The sequence below is a fragment of the Massilia sp. LXY-6 genome, from assembly GCF_051233485.1.
GTDB lineage: Bacteria > Pseudomonadota > Gammaproteobacteria > Burkholderiales > Burkholderiaceae_D > Telluria.
The window spans coordinates 138,298-165,270 of record NZ_JBKFGF010000039.1; the positions used below are offsets into that span (position 1 = coordinate 138,298).

The window sequence follows — 26,973 nt, forward strand, 5'->3', positions numbered from 1 at the left end:
CTTATTCGTAGCGCAGGGCCGCCGCCGGCTGCAGGCGCGCCGCCGACCAGCTCGGATACAGCGTCGCCACGAAGGCCAGCAGCACCGCCACCCCGCCGATGCGGCCGACGTCGGCCCAACGCAGGTCGCTCGGCACTTCGCTGATCAGGTAAATGTCCTTGGCCAGGAACTGCACGCCGAACAGGTGCTCGATGGCCGGCACGATCACGCCGACGTTGAGTGCGACCAGGACGCCGAAGGCGACGCCCAGCAGTGTTCCGATCACCCCGACCAGGGTGCCCTGGATTACGAAGATCTGCATGATGGAGCGCGGCGAAGCGCCCAGCGTGCGCAGGATCGCGATATCGGCCTGCTTGTCGCGCACCGTCATGACCAGGGTCGAGACCAGGTTGAAGGCGGCCACCGCGATGATCATGGTAAGGATCACGAACATCATGCGCTTTTGCGACTGCACGGCCGCGAACCAGGTCGAATTCACGCGGGTCCAGTCGCGCAGCAGGAAGCGCTCGTCGAGGCTACGCGCCAGCTCCATCGCCACGCGCGGCGCCGCGTACATGTCGGCCAAGCGCAGGCGCAGCCCGGTCGGACCGGCCAGGCCCTGCAGGGCAATGGCGTCGTCGATGTGGACGAAAGCCAGGGCCGAGTCGAACTGGTAGTTACCGGAATCGAAGACGTCGGCCACCGTGAACACGCGCTGGCGGGTGGCGATCTGCCCCGGCTGGCCCTCCGCACCGGGTGCCGCCACCAGCAGGCGCACCTTGTCGCCGGCCTTCACGTCGAGCGAGCGCGCCAGTTCGCTGCCCAACACCACGTTCTGGGAGCCGGAGCGCAGCGCCGCCAGGTTGCGGGCATGGGTCTGGCGCGCGATGTCGGAGACCTTGTCCTCGGCCTCGGGCAGCACGCCGCGGATCACCACCGGCTTCATCGTGTCTTCGCGCAGCAGCATGCCCTGCACCTCGGCGAAGGGCGCGGCGGCGACCACCTCGGGATTGCGCAGCGCCTGCTGTTCGATGGTGCGCCACTCGGGCATGGCGCCATTGGTGGCCAGCACCTCGACGTGGGCCAGCACCGAGAGCATGCGTGCGGTGACCTCCTTCTCGAAGCCGTTCATCACGGACAGAACGACGATCAGTGCGGCGACCCCGAGGGCGATGCCGGCCACGGAGATCAGGGAAATGAAGGACAGGAAGCGGTTGCGGCTGGCGCGCTTGGCGGCGCGGGTGTAGCGCAGGCCGATCAGCCACTCGTAAGGCAGGCGGTGCAGGATACTCATCCGCGCATTTTGCCATAAAAGCAAAAAAGCCGCCCACGCATTGCTGCATGGGCGGCTCGATCCGGCGTCGGGCGGCTTATTCGGCGGCCTGGGCCTTTTTCGGCTTGGCGTCGATTTCCACGGCCTGGGCAGTCTGCTTGTGCGCTGCACTGAGCGGCAGCGCGCTGACGTTCTCCGCGCCGGCGATGTCGGCCAGATCGGCGGTCAGGCGCTGGGCGCGGTTGCCCGGCGCGGTGGTCTGGATCAGCTTGTGCATCGCGTTCGCGGTGATGTCCCACGAAGTGCGGGCCACGATCGCGCGCATGCGCTCGGCCAGGGCCGCCTTCTGCTCCGCGCCCATGTTCAGCATGCGGTCGCAGGCGGCGATGAACTCTTCCGCGGTCTCGGCGATGGCGACCACGTCACCGTAGGGCACCTTGACGTCGGTGATCGGGGTGCTGACCGACGGCAGTTCGGCGGCCATGTATTCCAGCACCTTGGTCGGGCTGATGAACTTGGTCGAATCGTTCATCGCGAACGGCAGCAGGCACACGTCCCAGCCGGCCAGGAACTTCGGCAGCTCTTCATAGGTGCGCTGACCCATGTAGTGGATATTCGCGGCTTGCGGCAGGTGCGCCGGATCGATCTTCACGACCGGGCCGACCAGCACGATCTGCCAGTCCGGGCGGGCAGCCGCCATCTCACGAATCAGCTCGGTGTCGAAGCGCTCGTCGATCACGCCGTAGAAGCCCAGGCGCGGATGCGGAATGTTGGCCTGGTCCGGGTGGCTGTACGAACGGTCCTGGGCCTTCTGGAAGTGCTTGGCGTCGACGCTGCTCGAGAAGCAGTGGGCGTTGGCGTGGCGTTCCTTCTTCGACTGGTACAGGCTGGGGCCGCCGGTGAAGCACAGGTCGGCGATGTTCAGCAGTGCGCTTTCGCGCTGCACCAGCTGCTTCGGCGGATTCTTGAAGGCGGCAAGTTCGTCCATGCAGTCGTACACCACCAGCGAGGGCTCGAAGCTTTGCAGCAGCGGCAGGGCCATCGGGGTATAGAACCAGACCACCGGCTTCTCGCCTTCCGGCACGAGGTCGGCCAGCAGGGTCCGCAGGGTCGGGATCTGGTCGTCATGGAAGCCCGGCGCATGGATCGCGGTTTGCGGCTGGCACACCGTGATGTTCGGCGCGACGACCGTCTTCTTCAGGTGTGCCTGCCCTTCGTGGTACACCGGTTCCTCGACGATCAGGATTCGGTAGTGTTCCGCCATGCGAGTCATCAGGTGCTGGGGACGCTGAAAGACAAAGTCCCAACGCAGGTGGCAAAACACGATAAGGGTTGGCATTTTTCAAGTTCCTTTCGCCTTGGGGCGTTCTAGTTGATCTGGGATACAGCCAGCCGGAGGATCGTCTGGGCATGCGGTCGCATGCACCAGGAATCGTCGTGCCGGACCGGAGAATCGTAACATGTAAAATTCTCAAGATTTTCGTTTGCAGGTTGCAATATTTACAAGAGGTAACGAAAATTGGCTGTCCAGCTTCCGACTCCCTAGGGAACTTGTGACTGTTGGTCAAAAATGTAGGTGTGGTCCTACGATTATTCAAGAAAAAACACTACGAAAACGCATCGTGCACTCAAGCGTGCGCAGGGGTTAAGTGGAGAACAGAAGGCTTGGAAATCGGCATTGACGAGAACCGGATATCCCGACCTTGTATCAATCACTCAAATAGGCCTCGGCCCCCTCCGGCTGCCCGCCCTCGTCGAAACCGCGCGCCACCAGGATCCCGTCCAGCCCGACCGTGCCCAGGCCGTCGCACAGGTCTTCCATCTCGCTTTCGAGGTCGGCCGCCAGGTCGAGCGGCTTGTCGACCGTCGCCATGGGCGCGCCGCCGTCCAGCGGATAGAGGTTGATCCGCAGCGCCGCGTGGTCGCCCAGGTCGACCGGCGCCACCACCGCCTTGATCCGTTCCGGCTCCAGCTCCAGTTCGTCGAGCCGGCCGTTCACCTCGGCCAGCGTGGCCAGCATCGCCAGCTCGGCCACGCCCTGCTCCTTCGCGCCGTAGAACAGGTCCTGGTACAGGAAGTTCAGTTCGATGCGCGCCGGGTTGGAGGACAGGCAGCGCGACAGCAGCCCTGCGATGCTGCCGGCCCACATCCGGTAGCGCGCCATGCGGCTCTCGAAATAGGCGTCGGCCGCCACCTCGTCCTTCGGCACCTTGTAGAACGGGTCGTCCGCATGCTTCAGCGAGAAGCCCAGCAGGAAGCGCAGCTCCATCGCCTCGTCGTCCGGGCCGTAGCCGCTGGCGTGCCAGCCGCGCATGCTGGCTTCGATGGCGGGGGCCGCCACCAGCTTCTTGCTGCGCATCGAGGCCGCGGCCTCCTTCAGCATCTGCTGCAGCTTGTTGTAGCCGACGTGGTCGACCTCGTCCAGGTCGTACAGATAGCGCACCAGCACGACCCGGCTGTCGGCGCTGGCCAGGCCGGTGTGGCGGAAGCTGTCGCTCAACTCCTCGAAGGCGGCATCGTCCTGGAACACCTCGGCGGCCTGCAGTCCGCCGGTGCTGCTGACGAACAGCGGGATCATGAAGGCGTCGATCTCGAGCTCGGCGCCGTCGTCATCGCGCAGGCGCAGCGTGGCGGCTTCCTCCTCGATCTGTTCCTGCAGGTAGCGGCAGCAGTCCGGGTCGGTGTAGCGCGCGACCTCGATCGCACCGTACAGCAGATCGTCATGCTGGCGGCGCAGCGCGCGGCGGATCAGGGTCAGCAGGTCCTGTTCTTGCTGGGGCTTCCTGGCGGCGGCCTGCAGGTCCTCCGGGTCGGTCTCGGTGATGTCGAGCGCGAGATCGACCAGGTTCTGGGCCAGCGCCTCGTGGTCGGTCTCCGCCGCCGGTTTCGCGGGTTTGCGGGGAGCTGGGCGCTTGTTTTTGGACATGGCGACAATCGTAAAAAGTGGACAAGGCCCCATGTTATCAAATGGGATGAAAAAACCTTGCGAAACAGCGGCCGGGAAAGCCAGGGCTTGCCGAACTGATCAAAGGTATGGCCGAACACGCGCCAAGTGATATGCTTCGGTCATCCCTTCCATGACGCGTCAAAACAACATGCTCGAACGCCTATTCAACATCAAACAGAGCGGCAGCGACCCTCGCACGGAAATGCTGGCCGGCCTGACCACTTTCCTCACGATGGCCTACATCATCTTCGTCAACCCTTCGATCCTCGGCGACGCCGGGATGCCGAAGGAAGCCGTGTTCGTCGCGACCTGCCTGGTCGCCGCGCTCGGCAGCGCGGTGATGGGCCTGTATGCCAACTACCCGATCGCGATGGCGCCGGGCATGGGCCTGAACGCCTACTTCGCCTACGCCGTCGTGCTGGGCATGAAGGTGCCCTGGCAGGCGGCGCTGGGCGCGGTGTTCGTGTCCGGCTGCCTGTTCATCCTGGTGTCCGTGTTCGGCTTGCGCGCCATGATCGTGAACGGCATCCCGCGCTCGCTGCGGGTCGCGATCACGGTCGGCCTCGGGATGTTCCTGGCCTTGATCGCCCTGAAGAACGCCGGCATCGTGGTGGCCAGCGAGCCGACCCTGGTGAAGGTCGGCGACCTGCACCAGGGCGGCGCGATCATGGCCATGATCGGGTTCCTGCTGATCGTCACTCTGGACCGCCTGCGCGTGCGCGGCGCGATCCTGATCGGCATCATCGCGGTGACGGTGCTGAGCTTCTTCTTCGGCGGGAACGAATTCCACCACGTGGTCTCCGCCCCGCCCTCGCTGGCGCCCACCTTCCTGAAGCTGGACGTGCCGGGGGCGCTGGCGGTCGGCATCCTGAACGTGATCATGGTGTTCTTCCTGGTCGAGCTGTTCGATGCCACCGGCACCCTGATGGGCGTGGCCAGCCGTGCCGGCCTGCTGGTCGAAGGAAAGATGGAGCGGCTGAACAAGGCCCTGCTGGCCGACAGCGCCGCGATCGTCGCCGGCGCCGCCCTCGGCACGTCCAGCACCACGGCGTATATCGAATCCGCAGCCGGCGTCCAGGCCGGCGGCCGCACCGGCCTCACCGCCCTCACCGTGGCCGTGCTGTTCCTGGCCTGCCTGTTCATCGCACCGCTGGCCGGCGTGGTGCCGCCCTACGCGACCGCGCCGGCGCTGCTGTTCGTCGCCTGCCTGATGCTGCGCGACCTCGGCGACATCGAATGGGGCGAGACCACCGAGGCGATCCCCGCCGCGATCACGGCGCTGACGATCCCCTTCACGTACTCGATCGCCGAGGGCATCGCCTTCGGCTTCATCACCTACGCGGTGCTGAAGCTGACCACCGGCCGCGTGCGCGAAGTGGCCCCGATCGTGTGGGTGATCGCGGCGCTGTTCGCGTTCAAGATCGTCTACATCGGGACCTGATGCGAGGCGTCCGATTCCTCGGCCTGGCCCTGCCTTAAAAGCGCCAGGTCGAGCATGGCGCCGTCGCGCAGCATGCGCCCGAACTCCTCGGCCGGCAGCGGCCTGCTGAAGTAGTAGCCCTGCATGGCGTCGGCGCCATGCTCGGCCAGCAGGGCCAGCTGGCCGGCGGTTTCCACCCCTTCCGCCACCACCGTCAGGCGCAGCCCGTGCGCCATCGCGATCACCGCGCGCGAGATCGCCAGGTCGTCGCCGCTGCCCAGGAGGTCGGCCACGAATGACTGGTCGAGCTTCAGCTTGTCGACCGGGAAGCGCTTCAGGTAATTCAGGTTCGAGAAACCGGTGCCGAAATCGTCGATCGACAGCCGGATGCCCATGCTCTTGAGCTGGGCCAGCAGCGCGCAGCTCTTGTCCGCGTCCGCCATCGAAGCGCTTTCGGTCAGTTCGAGCTCAAGCAGCTCCGGCTCGATGCCCCACTTGGCCAGGGCACGGCCGACGGTGTCCACGATCTGGTCGTTGAACTGGTGCGCGGACAGGTTCACCGAGACCGGCACCAGCGGCAGCCCGGCGTCGCGCCACGCGCGTTGCTGGCGGCAGGCGCTATCCAGCACCCAGTCGCCCATCGGCAGGATCAGGCCGGTTTCCTCGGCCAGCGGAATGAACACGCCCGGCGGGACCAGGCCGCGCTCCGGATGCTGCCAGCGCAGCAGCGCTTCGGCGCCGACGATGCGGCCGCCGGCCAGGTCGACCTGGGGCTGGTAGTGCAGCACCAGTTCGCCGCGCTCGATGGCGCGGCGCAGCGCGCTCTCCAGCTTGAAGCGGTCGTTCGCGCCCTGGTTCAGTTCCGGCCGGTAGAAGGCATAGTGCTGGCCGACGCCTTCCTGCGCCTGGCGCAGCGCCGCCTCGGCGCCGCGCACCAGCACTTCGTACTTCATGCCGTCGTTCGGGTACACGGCGATGCCGATCGACGGGTCCAGGTGCAGTTCCTCGTTCTCCCAGCCGAAGGGCTTGCCGAGCGCGGCCAGCAGGCGGCGCGCGCAGGCGGCCAGGTCTTCGGGCACCGCGCGCACGGCCAGCACGGCGAAGCTGCCGTCGGAGAAGCGGCCGACGACGTCCGCGCCGGCCGTTTCGCGCAGCCGGCCGGCCGCTTCCTGGAGCAGTGCCTGTTCGGCCGCGGGGCCGAGCGCCTCGCGGATCAGCGGCATGCGCCCCAGGCCCAGCAGCATGAGGCCGAGCACCTGCCCCGCGTCCCGTGCCTTCACCTTCAGCTGGCGCAGGCGGGCGCGCAGCAGCAAGCGGTTGGGCAGGCCGGTCAGGGTATCGAAGTTGCTGACGTAGCGCAGGCGCTCCTCGGCGCCGCGCAGCTCGGTCGCGTCGATGCCGGTGCCGAGCACGTATTCGACGCTGCCGTCGTCGCGCCGCAGCAAGGTCTGGGTCCAGATGATCGAGCGCGGCCCGCCCTTGCGGGTATGCCATTCGCCCTGGATGCGGGACATTTCAGGCATGCGGTCCAGGTACTGGAACGCGCGCCGCACCACCAGCTCGTCGTCGACGCGGCGCACCACTTCCCAGCACGGGCGGCCGATCGCATCGGCCGCCTTCCAGCCCAGCGCCTCCTCGCAGGCACGGTTGAACATCACGATGTGGCCGCTGGGCGCCGCCAGCAGCACCAGCGCGCCGGCGGTGTCGACCACCGCCGACAGGCGGTTGCGCTCCGAGCGCAGGGCCTCGGTGCGCTCGACCACCAGCGCTTCCATGCACGCGTACAGGCGCGCACGCTCGAGTGCCGAACCGACCTGGCTGGCGGCGCTGTCGAGCAGCGAGCGTTCGGTCTCGCCCAGCGCCGGGCCGGCCGGCAGCAGTTCCAGAATGCCGACTTCGCGCCCCTCGGCCAACAGCGGCAGGCGTACCAGCGGCGCGCCGGCGGCGGCGTCCGGCGGCATCCCGCGCGCCGCCAGCGGACGCACGCCGCCGCTGCGTCCGACTGCGCCGATCGCGGCACCGCTCAGTCCCGGCATCGCCAGCAGATGGGCCAGCGCGGCCTCGGCGACCGCCTGTTCGCCGACCGCTTGGTTGAGCGCGGCGGCCATGCCGTGCAGGATCGCCAGCGAGCGCACGGAGCGCTCCAGCCCCGCGCGCTGCTCGGCCAGCTCGGCGTTCATGCGCAGTGCCTGCGCGTGGGTGGCGACCAGCAGCTCATAGATCTGGCGCCGTTCGGCGGCCATGAATTCCAGGGGACGGTCGGGCGCCCCGAGCCCACAATCCTGCAAGATGCGGCGCAGGCGCTCGCGCAGCTGGGGGCCATCGTAGGGCTTGCGCACGAAACTGTCGGCGCCCGATTCCAGCGCCCGGACGATGTCGTTCAGGCTCGCCAGGCGGGTCAGCAGCACCACCGGCAGGTTGGCGTAGACCGGATCGTCCTTCAGCGTACGACATAAGGTGAAACCGTCCATCCCAGGCATCGCGATGTCGCTGATGATCAGGTGGGGCCGGCGCCGCGCCACTTCGGCCAGCGCGCTCGAGCCGTCGCCGGCAATCCTGGCCCGCCAGCCGGGCTCGCTCGTCAGCAGGCGCGCAAGGTGCTGCGCCTGGGTGGGACTGTCTTCCACTACCAGGATGTCTACCGTTTCCCCCGGCGTGGCATGTTCTCGCTTGGTTATCATCTTATTCGTGCAGCGACATGGCTACCGCCTGTCTTGAATTTCGACCACGCCGACAGCCGCCGCGCTACAGGGCGGCCGACATACTTGCCACATTGATAGGCAAGATGGACAAGTTATAACATTGTGACGCGTGTTGGCGGGAGGGCAATGGTGCCGGTGATGTATTGACGGATGCCGTCCGACCCGCCGGCTGGGACCGGCCCGGTCGCGGATTCATAGTGAAAAGGGATTCCGGGCGCGGCCGCGCTGTCGTCAATTCACAGTCCGCTGTCGCAGATTTAACGACAAGAAATCGTTTACATTGTTGCCAGGTGGCAACGGAAGAAATCAGCGCGCCAGGCCATGCCGCAAGGCATAGCGGATCAGGGCCGCGTTCGAGGACAGTCCCATCTTCCGGAAGATGCGGGTGCGGTAGGTATTCACGGAGCTGATGCTGATACTGAGCTCGGCGGCAACCTGCTTGACCTGCAGCCCGGCCCCGATCAGCGCCACGATCTCGGCTTCGCGCAGGGTCAGCAGATGGTGCGGCGGGGGTACCGGCGGGCAGGCCATTTCCTCCACCAGCAGCGCGGCGACGCGCGGCCCGAGCCAGCGCAAGTCCTGGGCCGCTTTGCGCAGGGCATCGATCAGGTCGGCCGAGGCGCTGGCCTTCGAGACGTAGCCGAGGGCGCCGCCGCGCAGGGCGGCCAGCGCGTAGCGTTCTTCCGGATGCATGCTCAGCATGACCACCCGCAGGGATGGGAAATGGCGGCGCAATTCGGCCAAGCCGTCGAGCCCGTCGTAATCGGGCATGGTCACGTCCAGCACCACCACGTCGGGCCGCACCTGGGCCACCAGCGCGATGGCCTGCGCCAGGTCGGCGGCTTCTCCCACGACCTTCAGGTCGGCACAATGGCGCACGATCTTTTTGATTCCCTCGCGGATCAATTCATGGTCGTCGGCGATGACTAGCCTGATCAATGGTTTTCCTTATACATACATGCCGGTATGCGCGGCAAAACGCATCATTCTAGGCGTGAAAATGGCTGAGCTGCAAACAAAAGACGTCGAAACTTCACAATTTCTTTATATTCTAACGGAAATTTCGTGGGAAAAACGTTGCACCGGATGGGTTTGGGGCCGGCTTTCGTTTACAATGTCGGGCCATCCATGAACCATGGGATGCTCATGAAATCTCCGATGCTTTGGGCGCTGGTGCTGGCCGGCGCAACCGGCACGGCAATCGCCGCGCCCGACGACTTCGCCAGCTCCGCGCCGTCGTCCACTTACTTCACGCAAGCGCCAACCACCGCGATACCGGAAGGCAGCAACTGGTACACGTCCGCCGAACTCGGCGCGATCTCGACCTCGGGCAATACCACCGGCACCTCGGTCACGGGCAAGATCGACGCCCGCCACGAGATGAGCAACTGGAGTAACGAATACGTCTTCAGCGGCTTTTTCAAGGAAGACGATGTGGTCAATGCGGATGGCACGCGCACGCGCACCCGTTCGGCCGAGCGCTACCAGTTGTCGGCAAAGGCTGCCTTCAAGCTACTGGAGGACGGCAACCGCGCCTTCCTGCTGGGTTCCCATGTGAACGACAAATTCGGCGCCTACACCCGCTACTCGACCCTGGCGGTCGGTTACGGCACCCAGCTGCTCAAGCGCGCGGACAAGACCGTCGACGTCGAGATCGGCCCGGGCTACTTCCACGGCGAGAGCGCGTCCGGCGAACAGGATTCCGGCATGACGGTGCACGGCGCGGCCCAGCTGCGCTGGAAGCTCAGCCCGTCGGCCGCCTTCAGTCAGACCGTCAGTGTCGAGCGCGGCACCACGAACGTGCACACGGTGGCGGAAACCTCCCTCAGTACCAAGATCAACGGCACCATGCAGATGAAGGCCGCGTTCAGCGCGCGCAGCGACAGCAAGGTTCCGGAAGACAAGAAGAATACCGACACCCAGACCTCGCTGACGCTCGTCTATTCGTTCTAAGTCTTCTCTCCCGCAGTCCTTACCAGCAGCAGTGCCACTAGGCTGATCAGCGCGGCAGAGCTCAGGTACCAGCCCACGGTCGGCAGGCCGTGGTTGGTCGCCAGCCAGGTTGCCGCATACGGCGCCAGCGACGCGCCCAGGATGCCCGCCAGGTTGAAGGTCAGCGAAGCACCCGTGTAGCGCACCTCGGCCGGGAACATCTCGGACAGCAGCGTGCCCAGCGGGCCATAGGTCATGCCCATCAGGCACTGGCCCAGCACCATGAACACCGTCACCAGGACCAGCGAGCCCGAGCCGAACAGCGGTCCGATGGTCAGCCCGAACACGGCGATCGCGGCGGATACCCCGATCATCACACGGCGCCGGTCGTAGCGGTCGGCCAGCACGGCGGACAGCGGGATCGTCAGCCCGAAGAACAGGATCGCGAACAGCTGCAGCAGCAGGAACTGCTGGCGCGAGTAATGCAGGGCCGTGGTGCCCCAGCTCAGGGCGAACACCGTCACCAGGTAGAAGATCACGAAGGTCGCCAGCGCGGCCAGGGTGCCCAGCACCAGGGCGCCGGGATGCGACTTGAACACGACCGCCACCGGCAGGCGCACGCGCTCGTTGCGCTCCAGGACCTTCTGGAAATCAGGCGTCTCGGTAATCTTCAGGCGCACGTACAGGCCGACCGCGACCAGCAGTGCGCTGGACAGGAAGGGAACGCGCCAGCCCCAGCTGAAGAAGTCGGCGTCGGACAGGGTCTGGGACAGCGCCAGGAAGGTCGAGCCGGACAGGAGGAAGCCGAGCGGCGCGCCCAGCTGCGGGAACATGCCGTACCAGGCGCGCTTGCCCGGCGGCGCATTCTCGGTGGCGAGCAGCACCGCCCCACCCCACTCCCCGCCCAGGCCCAGGCCCTGGCCGAAGCGGCACAGCGCCAGCAGCAGCGGCGCCAGGGTGCCGATCTGCGCATGGGTCGGCAGCAGGCCGATCACGACGGTCGACAGGCCCATCGTCAGCAGCGCCGCGACCAGGGTGGCCTTGCGCCCGATGCGGTCGCCGAAGTGGCCGAACACGGCCGAACCCACCGGCCGCGCGAAGAACGCGATCGCGAAAGTGGCCAGCGACTGCAGCGTCGCGGCGGCCGGACTGGCGGCCGGGAAGAACAGCTTCGGGAACACCAGCACGGCGGCGGTGGCATAGATATAAAAGTCGAAGAACTCGATCGTGGTACCGATCAGGCTGGCGAACAGCACCGTCGCCGGGCGGTTCGTGGCGGCGCGTGCCGCTTGCGTCTCGGCCGCGATCATGCGGCGCCTGCCTGTGCCAGGGCGTTCTTCAGTTCCTGTGCATCGGCCGGGCGCACCACCCGCGCGACTTCCTGGCCATTCTTCATCACGACCACGGTCGGCCACAGCTTCACGCGGAACGAGCGGCCCAGCGGGCGGCCCGGGCCGTCCTCCGCCTTCAGGTGGTTTACCTTCGGATAGTCCTTCAGGGCCTCCTCGATGTGGTGCTCGGCCGCCTTGCAGTAGCCGCACCAGTTGGTGCCGAAGTCGACGGCCACCACGCCTGGCATCGCGTCGACCGCGCTGCGTTCGGGTTGGGCGGTTTCATAGGGCTTGGTCATGCATTTCTCCTGGTTGTACAAATGACAGTAGCGTACCTCAAATGCACGTCGGCGGCGATATCCGCGGCGCCCGCTTTGCCTGGTGGCCGGGTTTTTTGTGTTTTCTTGTTGATATGTTGGTTAGTTGCATATTTAAGGAAGTAAAAAAGCCCGCAGCCGCAAGGCCGCGGGCATCAACCCGGCCCGGTGCCTCGATCCGGCCCCGGCTACCAACGCTGGTCAGTCGGCGTGCCGGCCGTCTTCCGCGCACTCGGACGGATGGCTGCGGCAACGCGCCTGGTAAGCGGCCAGTGCGCCGCGGCGGGCCGCCATCGCCGCCGGGGTTCGGAATGGCGCGAGGATCTCGGCCTGGGTATACGCCCTGCCGTTCTTCATGACCACCTCGACCTTGGCCGCGGCCCGCAGGTCGGCGAGCGGATTGCCGCGCACCGCGATCAGGTCGGCCAGCTTGCCCGGTTCCAGCGATCCGAGCTCACGGTCGACCAGCGCCATCTTCGCCGCATTGATGGTGACGGTCTGCAGCGCCGTGTAGTTGCCGAGGACCAGGCCGGCGGCGCGCAAATTCAGGTGCAACTGGATGCCGGGCACGACCAGCGGCGAGTCGGTGCCGTTCGCCACCAAGCCCCCTGCCGCCACCACTTTCGCCTGCTGGGTGGCGTCGTTGATGATGCCGGCCAGCTGGGCCGGGGTCGGCGGCGCGGCGTTCTGCAGGCCGCTCACGAAGTTCGGCGGCACCAGGATGAAGCGCGGGTCGCTGGCGATGCCCGGATCGAGCCCGGCCAGCGCGGCGGCCGAGAACAGCGTGTCGATCAGGCGGAAGCTGCCCTTGCCGTAGGTAGCATAGGCGTCCTGGTAGGTGATTGCGCGCGCGGCCGACTTCGACCAGCCGTAGCCCATGCGCTGGGTGGCACTGAGGTGGGTCGTGCCGGCGATGCCGGTGGCAGCCCCCCGCTCGATCGGATGGGTGCCGCTCTGCACGCCGAGGTCCAGCGCGCCCTGGGCGATGCGGCTCATGATCGGGATCGGCGCACGCACGTAGGCCTTCAGGAAATCGGCGTCCATGGCCTTGGCCTTGGCGATCTCGAGATCCGCCACGGCCGGCGTGCGCAGGGTGCGCGCGAAGTGGTAGAACAGCCGGTTGCCTTCCCACAGCGGCGGCGAGACAAACAGCCGCGGCCCGACCAGCTTGCCCGACTCCAGCGATTCGCGCAGCTCGATGCTCTGGTGCAGCGGTCCGCCCACCGACTGGGCGGTGGTTAGGCCATACGATAGCATCAGCGGCAACCACTGCCCCACCTGCCCGCCCTGGTACAAGGTCAGCGGGTGGATGTGGGTCTCGATCAGGCCCGGCATCACGGTCAGGCCGCTGGCGTCGATGAAGTGCCCGACCTGCGCTTCGGACCCGGCCACGTGCGGGCGGATCCAGGCGATGCGGTTGTTCCGCACCAGGATGTCCATGTCGTGGCGCAGGGTCGGCCCCAGGCCGTCCCACAGGGCGCCGGCACGGATCAGGGTCGAGCCGCCCGGCACCGCCTGCTGCCACTGCAGGCTGACGTTGACGTCGCGCGCGTGGCTGCCGTCGGCGTCGATCACGCGGATCCGGTTCGCGTTCTTGTACATCAGCCTGTTGTTGCCGCCCCAGGACGGCAGGTCGGCCGCTTCATTCGTCACCTGCCGCGCCGGGCCGGCCGGCGAGCCGTCCGGATTCAGCGGCATCAGGTGCAGCAGCGAATCCATGACGAAGGCGACCCTGGTCCCGTCCGGGGAAAGGACGGCCGCCCCTTCGTCGCGCTCCGAGACCTGGCGCGGCGCCGGGGCCACCGCGTGGAATACGCCCTGCCCCGTCGCCACGTCGATCACGCGCAGCTTGTTGTAGCCTTCGCGGAAGCGGTTGTTGATGCGGTCGTTATCGACCAGCAGGATGTGCTGTCCGTCCGGCAGCCATTGCGGGGTGCTGACCTGGCTGCCGACCGCCGGCGCGACCACCCGGAAGCTGCCGGTGGCGCGGTTCCAGATCTCGAGCTGGCCGGACAGGGTCGTATAGGCGATCCGGTCGCCGCTCGGCGACAGCTTCGGCAGCGCCATGGAGCGGCCCGGGATCGCAGCCAGGCGGGTGCGTGCGCCGGTGGCGACCTCGACCTGATCGACCGCCAGTTGGCCGGCATTCCCGCGCTCGGTGGAGAAATACACCGCCGCACCGTCCGCGGTCCACTGCGGGCTGATGTCGCGGTCGCGGTCGTCGGTCAGGCGGTGCGGCGCCTCGCCGATGCGCATCACCCAGACGTCGTTCAGGGCCACGAAGGCGATGCTCTGTCCGTCCGGCGACAATACCGGCGCGCTGATGCCGCGGACCTGGCGCTGGCCGAAGTTGTCGAACTGCCGGTCCTTCGGATGCGAGAACACGGGGCGGCGCAGCAGCAGTTCGGCGCGGAAGCCGATGTCGGCCGGGGCGCCGCCGGCGGCGTCGCGCACCCGGATGTGGCCATCGGCCGTGTAGAGGAAGCGCCCGTCCGGCAAGAAGCGCACCGGGAACGGGAAAATGTCTTCGCCACTGGTGACCTGGACGCCGCGCACGACCAGCTGGCGGTCGGCGTTCTGGTAGACCAGGCCGGCACCAATCGGGGTCCAGGCCGGCGCCGTGCCCGGTGCGACGATGGCCGGGGTGCCGCCGACCAGCGCGCGCGTGACCACGTTCGGGCCGTCGACATAGGCGAGCGTGGTGCCGTCGGGCGACACCACCGGATTGCTCTCGGCGCCGGGGCCGGTGGTGATCCGGGTCGGCGGGCCGCCGTCGGCCGGCACGGTCCAGATCTTGTACTGGCCGTCGTTGCTGCGGTCGGACGAGAACACCAGGGCGCTGCCGTCCGGCGTCCAGGCCGGCTCGCGGTCGTCGTTCGGGCCAGTGGTCAGCTCTTCCGCATGGCGGCCGTCCGGGTCGATGGTCCAGATGTGGTAGTTGCCTTCCGGGGCGTAGTTCTGGAAGGCGATCCGCTTGCCGTCGGGCGACCAGACCGGCGCGGTCGGCTCCAGGCGCCAGCCGGTAATGCGGGTGGCGGTGCCGCCGGCGGCCGGGATCACCCACAGGGCGTCCTGCGCGGAGAACACGATGCGCTTGCCGTCCGGTGAAGGATAGGCCGCCATGTTCGTGCCTTCGCGCAGTTCGACCCGAAAATCCCGGGCCGGGCCGCGCAGGTCGTTCAGCTGGTCGACCCGGCCGCCGCCCTGCAGCTGGCAGGCCGAAACCAGGAAAGCCATCGTCGCGGCGGCGAGTGCGGTGCGGCGGGTGCTTAGAAGATGACGATGCTTCATGGCGCCTACGGGGTGTCGGAAAGTTTCTTATATGCACCAACTTGGTGCAGACATCCCCTTGATCGTACTGCCGGGCTTGCCAATCAAGGCTGGTATCGCTGGGTTTCCTGATCGCGGTCAAAGCTTATTACTGACGCATGGGAACTTTTTGCAGAAGAAAACTAGTTGCATTACGTGAGCCACCGAACGGAATACGGCCGCGCCTGCTGGCATCCTGAGGCTGTACACCTTGCTAACCTGCCGAAAAGGAGACCATCATGTCCGATGATCTGCAAAATCGCGGCGCGCAGGATCGCGCCCGCATCAACATGCATGAGAAACACGAAATCCAGTACTGGACCAAGGCGCTCGGCGTGACCGAGGAAGAACTGGCCCAGGCCGTGAAACAGGCCGGCAGCAGCGCCGAAGCGGTCCGCCAGCACCTGCGCACCAAGCACTGACCCGGTACTGAGCAGCCCCCACCTGCACTGAGCAGCACCGCCTCCGGCGTGTCCGGCCGGATGGGCGCCCACGCGTCCACCCGGCTGCACACGCCTGCCGCCCCGGCGATCCGGCGATCCGGCGATCCGGCGATCCGGCGATCCGGCGTCCCGGCGCCGCTTCGCATCCCCTCAGCATCAAGCACACGAAAGGAGCCCGATGGACATCCGCGGCTATTTCACATCCCTCGACATCGGCTGGACCAACGCCACCATCGCGGTCGTGGTCGCGGTCCTCAGCTTCGTCCTCATCCACGGCGCCGTGATGCTGTTCCGGCGCCGCCTCGACCAGCTGTCCGGCGCGCGCGCCCAGCGTCCCATCGTCGACGTGCTGGCGCACACGCTGGCGCGCACCAGCAGCCTCGCGGTGCTGGCGACCTCCCTGCTGATCGGCGCCTCGGTGCTCGATCTGCCGCCGCCCTGGAACCAGCGGATTTCCCACCTGTGGTTCATCACCCTGGGCGCCCAGCTCGCACTATGGCTGCACCGCGCGATCGGGGTGACGGCGCGGCGCTACTTCCGCGTGCACGGCAAGAACCAGGAAAACGAACAGGTCACGGTGGCGCACACGCTGATGATCTGGGCGCTCCAGTGGAGCGTCTGGACCGTGTTCCTGCTGGCGATGCTGTCCAACCTGGGCATCAACGTCACCACCTTCGTGGCCAGCCTGGGCATCGGCGGCATCGCGGTGGCGCTGGCGGTGCAGAACGTCCTCGGCGACCTGTTCGCTTCGCTGTCGATCGCGATCGACAAGCCCTTCGAGGTCGGCGATTCGATCTCGGTGCCGGAGTTCTCGGGCACGATCGAGCACGTGGGCCTGAAGACCACCCGCATCCGTGCGCTGTCCGGCGAGCAGATCGTGATCGCCAACGCCGAGCTGCTGCGCAAGACCGTGCACAACTTCAAGCGCATGAACACGCGCCGCGTGCAGTTCAACCTGCGCATCAACCCGGCCACGCCGCCGGAGCTGGCGGCCAAGTTGCCGCCGCAGCTCTCGGCCATCATCGACGCCAAGGAGAAGGTCAAGCTGGACCACGTCAACCTGACCCTGCTCGACCAGAACTTCATCGAGTACGACATCGTCTACAACCTGAGCGAGGCCGATTACGGCCTGTTCCTCAAGACCCAGCAGCAGGTGCTGCTGGAGGCGATGGCGCTGTGCCGCGACCTGGGCATCTCGACTGCCCCGCGCGCCCAGCAACTGGTGCTGAGCAAGGCGGCCGGCCCCGAGCAGGCGGCCAACGACAGCCCCGCCGTGAAGCGCCCCGACGGGCGCGGCCAGGCCCAGGCCCGGCCCATCCATTGAAGCGTTTTCCCGGCGGCAGGCTGGCGCCGCCGGGCATCGGGCCCGCATAGAATCGCAGGCCAACGCTTTCGATGGAGGACCTATGCCGCAACAGCAGACCCCGCAGCAAACCCCGCCCGGCCTTGAATCCCTACTGACGCCCAAGGCCGACCATGGCGAAGACAGCTACGTCGGCCACGGCCGGCTGGCCGACAAGAAGGCCCTGATTACCGGCGCCGACAGCGGCATCGGCCGCGCCGTGGCGCTGGCCTTCGCGCGCGAGGGCGCCGACGTGCTGATCTCCTACCTGAACGAACACGAGGATGCGCGCGAGACCGAGCGCCTGGTGAAGGAAGCCGGCCGCAAGGCGGTGCTGGTGCCGGGCGACCTGGCCGACCCGGCCCACTGCCGGCTGCTGGTCGACCGCGCCGTGCAGGCATTCGGCCGCATCGACGTGCTGGTGAACAACGCCGCCTTCCAGATGACCCACGAATCGATCGAGGAGATCCCGGACGAGGAGTGGAACCACACCTTTGCCGTCAACATCCACGCGATGTTCCACATCTGCAAGGCCGCGGTGAAGCACATGGCGCCCGGGTCCTCGATCATCAACACCAGCTCGATCAACTCGGACAATCCGAAACCGACCCTGCTGGCCTATGCCACCACCAAGGGCGCGATCGCCAACTTCTCGGCAGGTCTGGCCCAGCTGCTGGCCGAAAAAGGGATTCGCGTGAACTCGGTGGCGCCGGGACCGATCTGGACCCCGCTGATCCCCTCGACCATGCCGCCGGACCAGGTGGCGAGCTTCGGCCAGCAGACGCCGATGAAGCGCGCCGGCCAGCCGGCCGAGCTGGCGCCGGTGTACGTGATGCTGGCCTCGAACGAGGCCAGTTATGTGTCCGGGGCGCGGATCGCGGTGACGGGCGGGACGCCGATCCTGTAATGGCTATCACGTCATTCCCGCGAAGGCGGGAATCAAGGTTTTGCGAGCGTTACCGCAACGCTGGCAACTTGGGTCCCCGCCTGCGCGGGGGACGACGTGGCGTCATTCACGCATCGTTCGGGAAGCGATTCCCCACATCCTGCGCCCGCGGGTGAGGTTCCCCTTCCTCGTCCTTCGGCTCGGGCTGCGGCAGGTCGGCCGGCGGGCCGCCTTCCTGCTGCATGTCGTTGCCCTCTTCCATGTCTTCCTCCGGCTCCTCATGGCGAACCACCGGTGCCGGCTTGTGGAAGCCCGGGAACTCGGCATCGGCGCTGAGCTTGCCGCTGTCCAGCGCTGCCTTGAAGAAGTCGCCCACCAGCAGGATCGCGCTGTGCCCGCCCTGGCCCCAGTAGTTCGAGCGCATCGTCACGCGGTTGTCGTTGAAGCCCACCCAGGCCCCGGCCACCAGGTTCGGATGGATCATGATGAACCAGCCGTCGGCATTGTTCTGGGTGGTGCCGGTCTTGCCGGCGACGTCGCCGTTGATGCCGAAGCGGGTCCGCACGGCGGTGCCGGTGCCGCGGTTGACGACGCCGCGCATCATGTCGATCAGCGTCTCCGCCGAGCCTTGCGACAGTACCCGCTGCGGGGTCTGGCCGGCGAAGTCGGCGACCACCTTGCCGTCGCGGTCCGTGATGCGGCGCACGAACACGGGGCGGCGGTATTCGCCCTGGGCCGCGATGGTCGAATAGGCGCTCACCATTTCCAGCAGGGTCACCGGGCTGGTGCCGAGCGCGATCGAGGGCACGGACGCCAGCTTGCTCGAGCGCACACCCATGTCCTGGGCCAGCTTGACGATGGGCTTCACGCCGACGTCCTGCATCACCTGGGCCGTGATCGTGTTCTTCGAGTACACCAGGCCGTCGCGCATGGTCAGGCGGCGGCCGGTGGTGCCGCTGTTGTCGGTCGGGCGCCAGGTCGTGCCGTTGGGGTCGCGGATCGTCGTCACCGCGTCCAGGTAGGGGTGGTCCGGCGTGATGCCCTGCTCCAGCGCCGCCGCATACACGATCGGCTTGAAGGTGGAACCGGGCTGGCGCGTGGCCTGGGCCACGTGGTCGAACTGTTCGCGCTGGAAGTTGCGGCTGCCGACCCAGGCCTTGACCTCGCCGGTGCCCGGGTCCATCGCCACGAAGCCGGCCTCCAGGCGCGCCTTGGCGTTCTTCAGCTGGCGCATGAAGTCGCGGTCGGCCTTCAGGCGCTTCAGCGCCGCCGCCGGCGCCTCGCCGCCGTCCACCGCATGCTTGTACTCGCCCGATTCGCGCACGAAGGCGTCGAGCAGCTCGCCATGCGACTGCCAGTAGTAGGCGAACGGCGTCACGCCTTCGCGCATGTCGGCGTAGGTCTGGGTCGAGGTCGAGTTGATCGGCCAGGCATGCGCCCAGTCGACGTCGGCGATGGCCTGCAGGGCCTCGGCCTGGCGCTCGACGGCGCGCTGGGCGGCCTGCTGCAGGTCGTAGTCGAGCGTGGTCTGCACCACCAAGCCGTCCTGCTGCAGGTTGACGTCGTTCTTGTCGGCCCACTCGACCAGCCACTTGCGCACATAGGCGGTGAAGTGGTCGTCCTTGCCGGAGCGCTCGGGCTGGCGCGTGAAGCGCACCTTGAGCGGACGCTTGATCAGCTGCTCGTAGCGCTTCTGGTCGAAGGCGCCGGCCTTCAGCATCTGCGCCAGCACCACGTTGCGGCGCGCCTTCGAACGCTCCGGATTCGTGACCGGGTTGTAGTAGGCGGTGCCCTTCAGCATGCCGACCAGGGTCGCGGCCTCGACTTCGTTGAGCTGGGCGGCCGGCTTGTCGAAATAGGTGCGCGCCGCCATCTCGATGCCGAAGGTGTTGTACAGGAAGGGCACCGTGTTCAGGTAGGCTTCCAGGATCTCGGTCTTGCTGTAGGTGTTCTCGATCTTGAAGGCGGTGATCAGTTCCTTCAGCTTGCGGTTCAGGTTGCGCGCGCTGCCGATCTCGTCGCGGAACATGTTGCGCGCCAGCTGCTGGGTGATGGTCGAGCCGCCCTGGGCGTCGCCCTTCAGGTTGGCGAGCATGGCGCCGCCGATGCGCGTGAAGTCGACCCCATGGTGCTCGTAGAAGCGCCGATCCTCGGTCGCGACCAGGGCCGTGATCACGTGCGGCGAGATCTCCGACAGCTTCACCTTTTCCTGCAGGCCCTGCTCGAAGCTGGCCAGCTCGCGCCCGTCGCTCGATACCACCACGGTCGGGCGCGCGACCCGCGCCTGCTTCACGTCCTCGATGCCCGGGGTCAGCGGAAACAGCAGCGCCACGTAGACGCCGAACAGCACCGTGACGACCAGCAGCGCCGACAGGCCGATCAGCAGCCAGCGCTGCAGCGGCGGGCGCGCCATCAGGCCGGCGCGCACCTGCGCATAATGCGCGCGTGCCCGCGCGGCGGCGGCACCCGCGCGGCGCCGGTCCGGGCCGGGGTAGCCCATCGGGCCTTGTTCTTGCGCTTGTTGCCGTTCTTCGTTCTTGTTATGGTCGTCCACGTGGTGTTCCGCCTGCTGCTCTGATTATCCGCCGCAAGTATAGCCGAGGGCGTCGACATCCACGGTGCGCCAACGCGCATTGAGCCTGAATCAGGCGGTCGCGTCCTGCGGCTGCACCCTGCGGCCGGTGCGCAGCATGGCTTCGACATCGGCGCCGGACGCCGCGCGCGCGTACACATGGCCCTGCACCTCGTCGCAGCCGCGCTGCTTCAGGTAGTCGAGCTGGGCCTCGGTCTCGACTCCTTCGGCGATCACGCGCAGGTGCAGCCCGCGCGCCAGCTGGATGATGGCCGTCACCATCGCCGCGTCGTCCGCGCTGCTGGTGATGTCGCGGACAAACGAGCGGTCGATCTTCAGCACGTCCACCGGGAAGCGGCTCAGGTAGGACAGGCTCGAATACCCGGTGCCGAAGTCGTCGATGGAGAGCTTAACGCCCATCCGCTTGAGTTCCCCCATGGTGCGGATCGCGCCCTCGACGTCTTCCATGACCAGGCTTTCCGTCAGTTCGATCTCCAGGCAGGTCGGCGCCAGGCCGGTCTCTTCCAGCACGTGCGCGATCTCGGGCACCAGGCCGGGCTGGGCGAACTGGCGCGCCGACAGGTTGACGGCGATGCGCAGCGGTCCGTAGCCGGCATGCTGCCACTCGCAGTTCTGGCGGCAGGCGGTGCGCAGTACCCAGGCGCCGATCGGCACGATCAGGCCGGTTTCCTCGGCCAGGTTGATGAAACGGTCCGGCCGTACCATGCCCAGGATCGGGTGGCGCCAGCGGATCAGCGCCTCCAGCCCGACCACCGAGCCGCTTTCGAGGTCGACCTGGGGCTGGTAGTAGAGCTCGAACTCGCCGTGGTGCAGCGCGCTGCGCAGCGCGCCTTCCAGCGCCATCCGTTCGCGCGCCCGCGCATTCATCGCCGGCGTGTAGAACTGCACTGCGTTGCGGCCGAGGTCCTTGGCGCGGTACATCGCCACCTCGGCGTGCTGCACCAGCGTAGCCGCGTCGTGCCCGTCGGCCGGCCAGGCCGCCAGGCCGGCGCTGCCGGTCATCACCAGTTCCTGGCCGTGCAGGCGCAGCGGCTCGGACAGCGCGTCCAGCACCGCCTGGACGGTGGCCGCGGCCTCGCTCTCGGCGGCGCGGCCCGGCAGCACCAGCACGAATTCGTCGCCGCCGGTGCGCGCCACGGTGTCGGCGCGCCCGACCGCGCGCTGCATCCGCGCCGCCACCGCCTTCAGCATCTCGTCGCCGGCGCCGTGGCCGAGGGTGTCGTTGACGTACTTGAAGTGGTCGAGGTCGAGCGTCGCCACCCACACCATGGCATCGCTGCCGGCCAGCTCGATGGCGGTGTCGATGCGGTCCTCCAGCAGCGCCCTGTTGGCCAGGCCGGTCAGGGTGTCGTAGCGCGCCCGCACTTCCAGCTCGGCCTCGTAGCGCTTAGCGGTGCTGACGTCGTACTGGGTGATCACGTAATGCCCCGGCTCGCCGCTGTCGTCCAGCACCGGGGCGATATACACCTCGGCGTACAGTTCGCGCCCATCCTTGCAGAACAGGCGCATGCTGGCGTGCCCTTCGCGGCCCTCGCGGATGGCCTGGCGCAGCTCGGCCACGGCGGCCTGGTCGGGCTCCTGCTCGGCCAGCTCGGCCAGCCGCTGGCCGACCACCTCGGCGGCGCTGAAGCCGCGCATGCGCTCGAAGGCAGGGTTCACGTATTCGATGGGCAGCCCCGGTCGGCGCGCATCGACCAGGATGACGGCGTTGGCGCTGGCCTCGATCGCGCGCAGGTACAGACGCATCTGGCCGAGCACCTGTTCGAGGTCGGCGGTGCGGCGCTCGACCAGGGCTTCGATGCGGCCGGCGCGCTGGAAGCGGCCGCGCACCCAGGCCGCCAGCCCCGCGCTCAGCAGGCAGCCCATGATCAGGATCGCCAGCGGCGCGGTGCCGCCGATCATCTCGGTCGAGCGGCCGGACAGGCGCAGCTCCCAGTGCTGCCCCGCCAGGTCGAAGGAATGATTCGCGGTAAAGACTTCCTCGCCCAGCCAGTCGTGCCAGGCCGGCATGGCGCGCCGGTCCAGGCGGTCCCAGCGGAAGGCGGTGCGCATGCCCTGCTCGCCCATCCCCTTCAATTCGATCGCCATTCCGCTGCGGTCCAGCAGGTTGGCGCCGGCCAGGGTACGGCCCACCAGTTCGCCCACGTCGACCCCCACCGAGGTATCGCCGAGCACGTCGGCGCGGCGCGCGGCGACGCTGGCCGGCACCCCGCCGCCGCGGTAGACCGGCATCGACAGCACCACGCCCATGTGCGCCTGCTCACCATGCTTGCGCAGCAGCGGCATCAGCACGCTGGCCACCGCCGCGCCGCTGTCGAGCGCGCGCTCGAAGGCGCGGGCCTGCGGTGCGAAGGACAGTGCGTCGTAGCCGGACACGTCCTCGTAGGCGTCCGAGGGTTCGATGTACTCGGCCACCAGGTAGCGCCGGCGCGCGCCGGCAGCGGCCACCCCGGTGCCGGCCCGCTCGATGATACGGAAGCCCGGCCGCAAGCGCTTCTGCTCGGCCTCGTAGGCGGCGCGTCCGCCGGCCTCGACCACCCGGTGGAATACCACGTCCTCTATATACGGACGATTCTTCAGCAGCGGGCGCACGAAAGCGCCGAACTGTTCCGGCCCGACTTGGCCGACCGACCGGAACAGCGCGTTACTGGCCTGCAGGACCACCAGGGCATCGCCGAAGCTGTTGACGACCGCGGCCGAATGGGTTTCGGCGCGCTGCAGGAATCTGGAACGGGCGCGCTCGCGCTCGGCCTCCAGCAGGCCGCTGGCGAGTGCAAAAGAAATCGCGACGCCGCCCAGCAGGGCCAGGACGGCGGCGACATCGGGGGGCCGCAAACGGACGCGGCCGATGCGCGCGAGCCAATTCGACATAGCCCATGGTAGCAGGGATGCGCCACGCGCACGACGATTCGCTTGCCGGGCGCGGCTATTCTTCGGTGCGCTTCGGGAGACGTTCGAGCTGGAAGCCGGCCAGGGTCGGATACAGCGGCGGGCTGATCGCACGCGCCACCACGAAGGACACCAGGGCGCAGGCCATCAGGCTCAGTACCATGGCGTGGCCGTCGACCATCTCCATCACGATGATGAACGCGGTCAGCGGAGCCTGGGTGGCGGCCGCCAGGAAGCCGACCATGCCAAGCGCGATCAGGGCCGGCGCCTGGACGCCGTACAGCAGCAGGGCCACGTCGTTGCCGATCGCGGCGCCGATCGCCAGCGAGGGCGCGAAGATGCCGGCCGGCACCCCTGACCAGGTGGTCAGCCAGGTCGCCAGGAACTTGAACAGCGCATAGGCCGGCGGCATCGCCGCGCTGCCCTCGATCATGACGCGGGTCGTGCCATAGCCGGAGCCGAACGGCGCGCCGGCCGAGACGACCCCGATCACCGCCACCGCCAGGCCGCAGGCGGCGGCGAACAGCACCGGTCGGCGCGCGCGCAGGCGGCTGAACACGTCGGTCGAGCGCCCGGACAGCGAAGCGATCAGCAGGCGCGAGAACAGGCCGCCGGCAATGCCCGCCAGTACCGCCAGCATCAGGCCCGGCAACAGCAGTTCGAGGCCGGGCGTGGGCGCGTGGATGACCCCGAAATAGGTGCCGTTGCCATGCGCCGACACCGCCACCAGGCCGGCCAGCACGATCGCGGCGATGATCAGGCCGCTGCTGCGCCGCTCGGGCGAGCGCGCCAGTTCTTCGATCGCGAACATCACCCCGCCCAGCGGCGTGTTGAAGGCGGCCGCGATGCCGGCGGCGCCGCCGGCCACCAGCAGGCCATGGATCCCGACCGAGGCGCCGGCCGGCATGAAGCGCCGTGCCTGCAGCATGATGCCGGCGGCGATCTGCACCGATGGACCCTCGCGGCCGAGCGACAGCCCACCCAGCAGGCCGGTCGAGGTCAACAGGATCTTGGCGACGCTCAGGCGCAAGGAGACGAACAGGCCGCGCTCGGCATCGCCGACATCCTTCTCCAGCGTGGCCATGACCTGCGGAATACCCGAGCCGGCCGCGCCCGGCGCGAAACGGCGCGTGCACCAGACCACGGCTGCGGCGCAGGCCGGCGCGCACAGCAGCGGCGCCCACCAGGCATGCGCGCGCAGCAGGCCGAACCAGCCGCTGGCGGTCTCCGCCAGCCAGGTGAAGCCGACCACGGTCAGGCCGGCGACCACCGCGGCGGCGACCACCAATGCCCGTGCCAGCCACAGGCGCCAGTCGGCCAACTCCTGGCCGACCGCCTCCTTCAGGGTGCGCGCCGCCCTCATCGCGCAACACCCCGGCATCGCGGCACTGGGCTAGCATGGTCCTTATCCGTTATCATCCACATATGTCCTCTTCATCGCATCCACCCCAGGCCGGCATCGAACCGGCCGCCGCTCCCGCGAACCGCGTCCTGCGCCAGTTCCGCGTGGTCTTCAATTCCGTCAAAACCCATTTCCGCCAGGTCGAGCGCGAGGCCGGCGTCGGCGGCGCCCAGCTGTGGGCGCTGTCCGTGATCGAGCGCCGGCCAGGCATCGGCGTGACCGAGCTGTCGCGCGAGCTCGACATCCACCAGTCCACCGCCAGCAACCTGATCAAGAGCCTCACCGAGCGCGGACTGGTCACCGCCGCGCGCGAAGGCATGGACCGGCGCAGCGTGGCCTTGCGCATCGCCGCGCCGGGCGAAGCGGTGCTGCGCAGCGCCCCGCTGCCGTTCGCCGGCGTGCTGCCCGACGCCCTGTCCAGTCTCGACCCCGCGACCCTGGAACGCCTGGAGCAGGACCTCGGCAAGCTGATCGCCATGCTCGAAGCGGACGAGGCCAGCGCCGGCGTGCCGCTGTCCCAGCAGATGTAAACGAAAAAAAGCTCCCGGGCGCGCCGGGAGCCGAATAGCTACAAAGTATCCTCATCGCTGATCACGAAGACGGGCTAAACCAGCTTCAGCCGCCCCGCTCACAAACTGGATTGTGGCATAAATTATGTATTGCTGGCAACCACATTTGAGCAAATATATGTAATTCAATGCACAGCCGCGCGCGGCACCTGCGGCAGCGCGCAGCGCGAGCGACGGCCCTCCACCTTGCAGCTGTTGCGTTCCCTGCCGTCGCGATCGTGAACCACCACGTCCCAGCGGTCCGCGGCGCGCCTTTCCATGGTCATGAAGCCGAAGCCGTCGATCCATGAACTCATGGCCTCGACCACGGCGCCCGGCGCCGGCACGGTGCCCGCCGGGAGGCTTGCCGGCAGCGGCACGATGTCTTCCGCCGTGCCCGCGAAACCGCTGACGAACTGGGTCGGGTGGTCCGAGGCGAAGCTGACCTGCTCCCACAGGTGCACGTGACCCGACAGCAGCACCTCGACGCCTTCCGGCAGCAGGCGCGGCTGGATCGCGCCGAAAGTCTGGATCAGGCCGGCGTCGCCGCCGAACAGTGTGACCGCGCCGGTCTGCTGGTCCTGCTGGGCGCCAAAGCCGTACAGCGGATGGTGGTCGACCGCGATGCTGTGGCGCACGCGCCCTGCCAGCGACGCCAGCTTGCGGTAGGTGTCCGCATACCTGTCGAGCCGCAGGTCGCCGGCCTTGAACCCCTTGTAGCTCGTATTCGCGCTGTCGAACACCAGCAGCTGGGCATCGCCGCCGAGCGGCACGGCATACGGGTCGGTGTAGTCGGCGATGCCGTCGTGGGCCGGATCGTCGCAGGTGGTCTCGGGCCGCAGCGGACGCGGATCGAGGAAGCGCCACCAGCCCTGCCCGCCGCGCGCGCAGGTTTCGTGGTTGCCGCGCGCGACCACCCAGGGCGCGGCGGCAAGGAGCGTCCGCGCCGGCGCGAAGAAATCGGCGTTCCAGGCGTCCCAGCCGTAGCCGAAGGGACTGCCTGCGCAGCCCGGACGGCCGGCCGGGCAGGGATCCTCGCGGTAGTGGTAGTCGCCCACGTGGATGACCAGGTCGGGCTTCCAGGCCGCCGCACTGGCCGCCACCCGCGCAAACGGGTAGGCCCCGGCATCATTACAGTCCTGGAATTCCTTGCCTTTCAGGCGGCAGCCGGTATCGCCGATCACGACGATGCGCTTCGGCTCGGCCACCGGCAAGGGCAGCGCATGGCCGGCCACGGCCACGCTGCGCACGTTTGCCGGCAGCGCCGTCTCGCAGCTCTGCACCGGCGACGACGGCGGCACCGGGCGCGCCTCGCCCGCCCCGGCCGCGGCAGGAGCGCCCGGCCGCGGCGGGATCGCCGCCAGCGGCGCCCGGACCGCCATCGGCGCGGCGCGGCCGTCGATCTCGATGGAGGGACAGCGCGCCGAGGTGGTGATGGCGCGCGCGATCGCGGCGCCATCGTCGCCGAGGATGACGAAGGCCGCCTGCAGGCTGTCATGCGCCGGCTGCGGCTGCGGCGACGGGCCGGTGCAACCGGCGAGCGCGGCCGCACTCAGGAGGGCCAGGTAAAAACGGTGGGGAGACGGCATGGGCCCTCCGGAGAAAAGTTGGGAATGTACCACAACTCCCTGCGCATATTCCTTGGCCGCAAGCCGACGCT

The 26,973-nt window shown here is 68.0% G+C and carries 18 protein-coding genes; 6 read left to right on the top strand and 12 right to left on the bottom strand.

What is annotated here, in order from left to right; all coding sequences use genetic code 11:
• Position 1: 1 nt before the first annotated feature.
• From ACI48D_RS17585 to ACI48D_RS17595, 3 genes are all read right to left on the bottom strand, one after another.
• A complete protein-coding gene (locus ACI48D_RS17585) occupies positions 2–1,273 on the bottom strand; it encodes a lipoprotein-releasing ABC transporter permease subunit (protein ID WP_435572535.1) in 1,272 nt (423 codons plus the stop codon).
• A 76-nt stretch (positions 1,274–1,349) separates the two neighbouring features.
• Complete coding sequence (locus ACI48D_RS17590) at positions 1,350–2,591, bottom strand: glycosyltransferase (protein WP_435572536.1); 1,242 nt, start codon at positions 2,589–2,591, stop codon at positions 1,350–1,352.
• Between the two features lie 369 nt (positions 2,592–2,960).
• Positions 2,961–4,178 carry a hypothetical protein gene (locus ACI48D_RS17595; protein ID WP_435572537.1) on the bottom strand — a complete coding sequence of 406 codons (1,218 nt, stop codon included), beginning with the start codon at positions 4,176–4,178 and terminating at the stop codon, positions 2,961–2,963.
• 151 nt (positions 4,179–4,329) lie between these two features.
• Between ACI48D_RS17595 and ACI48D_RS17600 the strand changes: the two genes are divergently transcribed.
• Complete coding sequence (locus ACI48D_RS17600; protein ID WP_435572538.1) at positions 4,330–5,640, top strand: NCS2 family permease; 1,311 nt, start codon at positions 4,330–4,332, stop codon at positions 5,638–5,640.
• On the opposite strand, the gene ACI48D_RS17605 is transcribed toward ACI48D_RS17600, so the two are convergent.
• Together ACI48D_RS17605 and ACI48D_RS17610 are read right to left on the bottom strand one after the other, a co-directional pair.
• Complete coding sequence (locus ACI48D_RS17605) at positions 5,625–8,300, bottom strand: GGDEF/EAL domain-containing response regulator (protein ID WP_435572539.1); 2,676 nt, start codon at positions 8,298–8,300, stop codon at positions 5,625–5,627. The two genes, ACI48D_RS17600 and ACI48D_RS17605, sit on opposite strands and share 16 nt — an antisense overlap.
• 327 nt (positions 8,301–8,627) lie before the next feature.
• Positions 8,628–9,260 carry a response regulator transcription factor gene (locus tag ACI48D_RS17610; RefSeq protein ID WP_435572540.1) on the bottom strand — a complete coding sequence of 211 codons (633 nt, stop codon included), beginning with the start codon at positions 9,258–9,260 and terminating at the stop codon, positions 8,628–8,630.
• Positions 9,261–9,467: 207 nt separating this feature from the next.
• Between ACI48D_RS17610 and ACI48D_RS17615 the strand changes: the two genes are divergently transcribed.
• Entirely contained in the window at positions 9,468–10,274 is an 807-nt protein-coding gene (locus ACI48D_RS17615; protein ID WP_435572541.1) for a DUF481 domain-containing protein, read from the top strand.
• Here the strand turns inward: ACI48D_RS17615 and ACI48D_RS17620 are convergent.
• From ACI48D_RS17620 to ACI48D_RS17630, 3 genes are all read right to left on the bottom strand, one after another.
• Positions 10,271–11,563, bottom strand: a complete 1,293-nt coding sequence (locus ACI48D_RS17620) for an MFS transporter (RefSeq protein WP_435572542.1) — start codon at positions 11,561–11,563, stop codon at positions 10,271–10,273. The two genes, ACI48D_RS17615 and ACI48D_RS17620, sit on opposite strands and share 4 nt — an antisense overlap.
• A complete protein-coding gene (locus tag ACI48D_RS17625; protein WP_435572543.1) occupies positions 11,560–11,883 on the bottom strand; it encodes a thioredoxin family protein in 324 nt (107 codons plus the stop codon). The genes ACI48D_RS17620 and ACI48D_RS17625 overlap by 4 nt, the downstream gene beginning before the upstream one ends.
• 219 nt (positions 11,884–12,102) lie before the next feature.
• Positions 12,103–15,192 carry an amidohydrolase family protein gene (locus ACI48D_RS17630; protein WP_435572544.1) on the bottom strand — a complete coding sequence of 1,030 codons (3,090 nt, stop codon included), beginning with the start codon at positions 15,190–15,192 and terminating at the stop codon, positions 12,103–12,105.
• Positions 15,193–15,449: 257 nt separating this feature from the next.
• On the opposite strand from ACI48D_RS17630, the gene ACI48D_RS17635 reads away from it, so the two are divergent.
• The 3 genes from ACI48D_RS17635 (at position 15,450) to ACI48D_RS17645 (ending at position 17,902) form a co-directional block, all read left to right on the top strand.
• Complete coding sequence (locus tag ACI48D_RS17635; protein WP_435572545.1) at positions 15,450–15,632, top strand: DUF3606 domain-containing protein; 183 nt, start codon at positions 15,450–15,452, stop codon at positions 15,630–15,632.
• A gap of 199 nt (positions 15,633–15,831) precedes the next feature.
• Positions 15,832–16,977: a mechanosensitive ion channel family protein gene (locus ACI48D_RS17640; protein WP_435572546.1), complete on the top strand. Its 1,146-nt coding sequence runs from the start codon at positions 15,832–15,834 to the stop codon at positions 16,975–16,977.
• Between the two features lie 82 nt (positions 16,978–17,059).
• Positions 17,060–17,902, top strand: coding sequence for an SDR family oxidoreductase (locus tag ACI48D_RS17645; RefSeq protein ID WP_435572547.1), 843 nt, complete (start codon positions 17,060–17,062; stop codon positions 17,900–17,902).
• 106 nt (positions 17,903–18,008) lie between these two features.
• Here the strand turns inward: ACI48D_RS17645 and ACI48D_RS17650 are convergent, their stop codons facing one another.
• The 3 genes from ACI48D_RS17650 to ACI48D_RS17660 form a co-directional block, all read right to left on the bottom strand.
• Complete coding sequence (locus tag ACI48D_RS17650) at positions 18,009–20,435, bottom strand: penicillin-binding protein 1A (RefSeq protein ID WP_435572548.1); 2,427 nt, start codon at positions 20,433–20,435, stop codon at positions 18,009–18,011.
• A gap of 90 nt (positions 20,436–20,525) precedes the next feature.
• Positions 20,526–23,345 carry a bifunctional diguanylate cyclase/phosphodiesterase gene (locus ACI48D_RS17655; RefSeq protein ID WP_435572549.1) on the bottom strand — a complete coding sequence of 940 codons (2,820 nt, stop codon included), beginning with the start codon at positions 23,343–23,345 and terminating at the stop codon, positions 20,526–20,528.
• 55 nt (positions 23,346–23,400) lie between these two features.
• Entirely contained in the window at positions 23,401–24,726 is a 1,326-nt protein-coding gene (locus ACI48D_RS17660) for a chloride channel protein (RefSeq protein ID WP_435572550.1), read from the bottom strand.
• A gap of 62 nt (positions 24,727–24,788) precedes the next feature.
• Here ACI48D_RS17660 and ACI48D_RS17665 point away from each other — a divergent pair, with 62 nt between their 5' ends.
• On the top strand, positions 24,789–25,295 hold the full coding sequence (locus ACI48D_RS17665; protein WP_435572551.1) for a MarR family winged helix-turn-helix transcriptional regulator: 507 nt from the start codon (positions 24,789–24,791) through the stop codon (positions 25,293–25,295).
• A 164-nt stretch (positions 25,296–25,459) separates the two neighbouring features.
• On the opposite strand, the gene ACI48D_RS17670 is transcribed toward ACI48D_RS17665, so the two are convergent.
• Entirely contained in the window at positions 25,460–26,902 is a 1,443-nt protein-coding gene (locus ACI48D_RS17670; RefSeq protein ID WP_435572552.1) for a metallophosphoesterase, read from the bottom strand.
• Positions 26,903–26,973 lie beyond the last annotated feature (71 nt).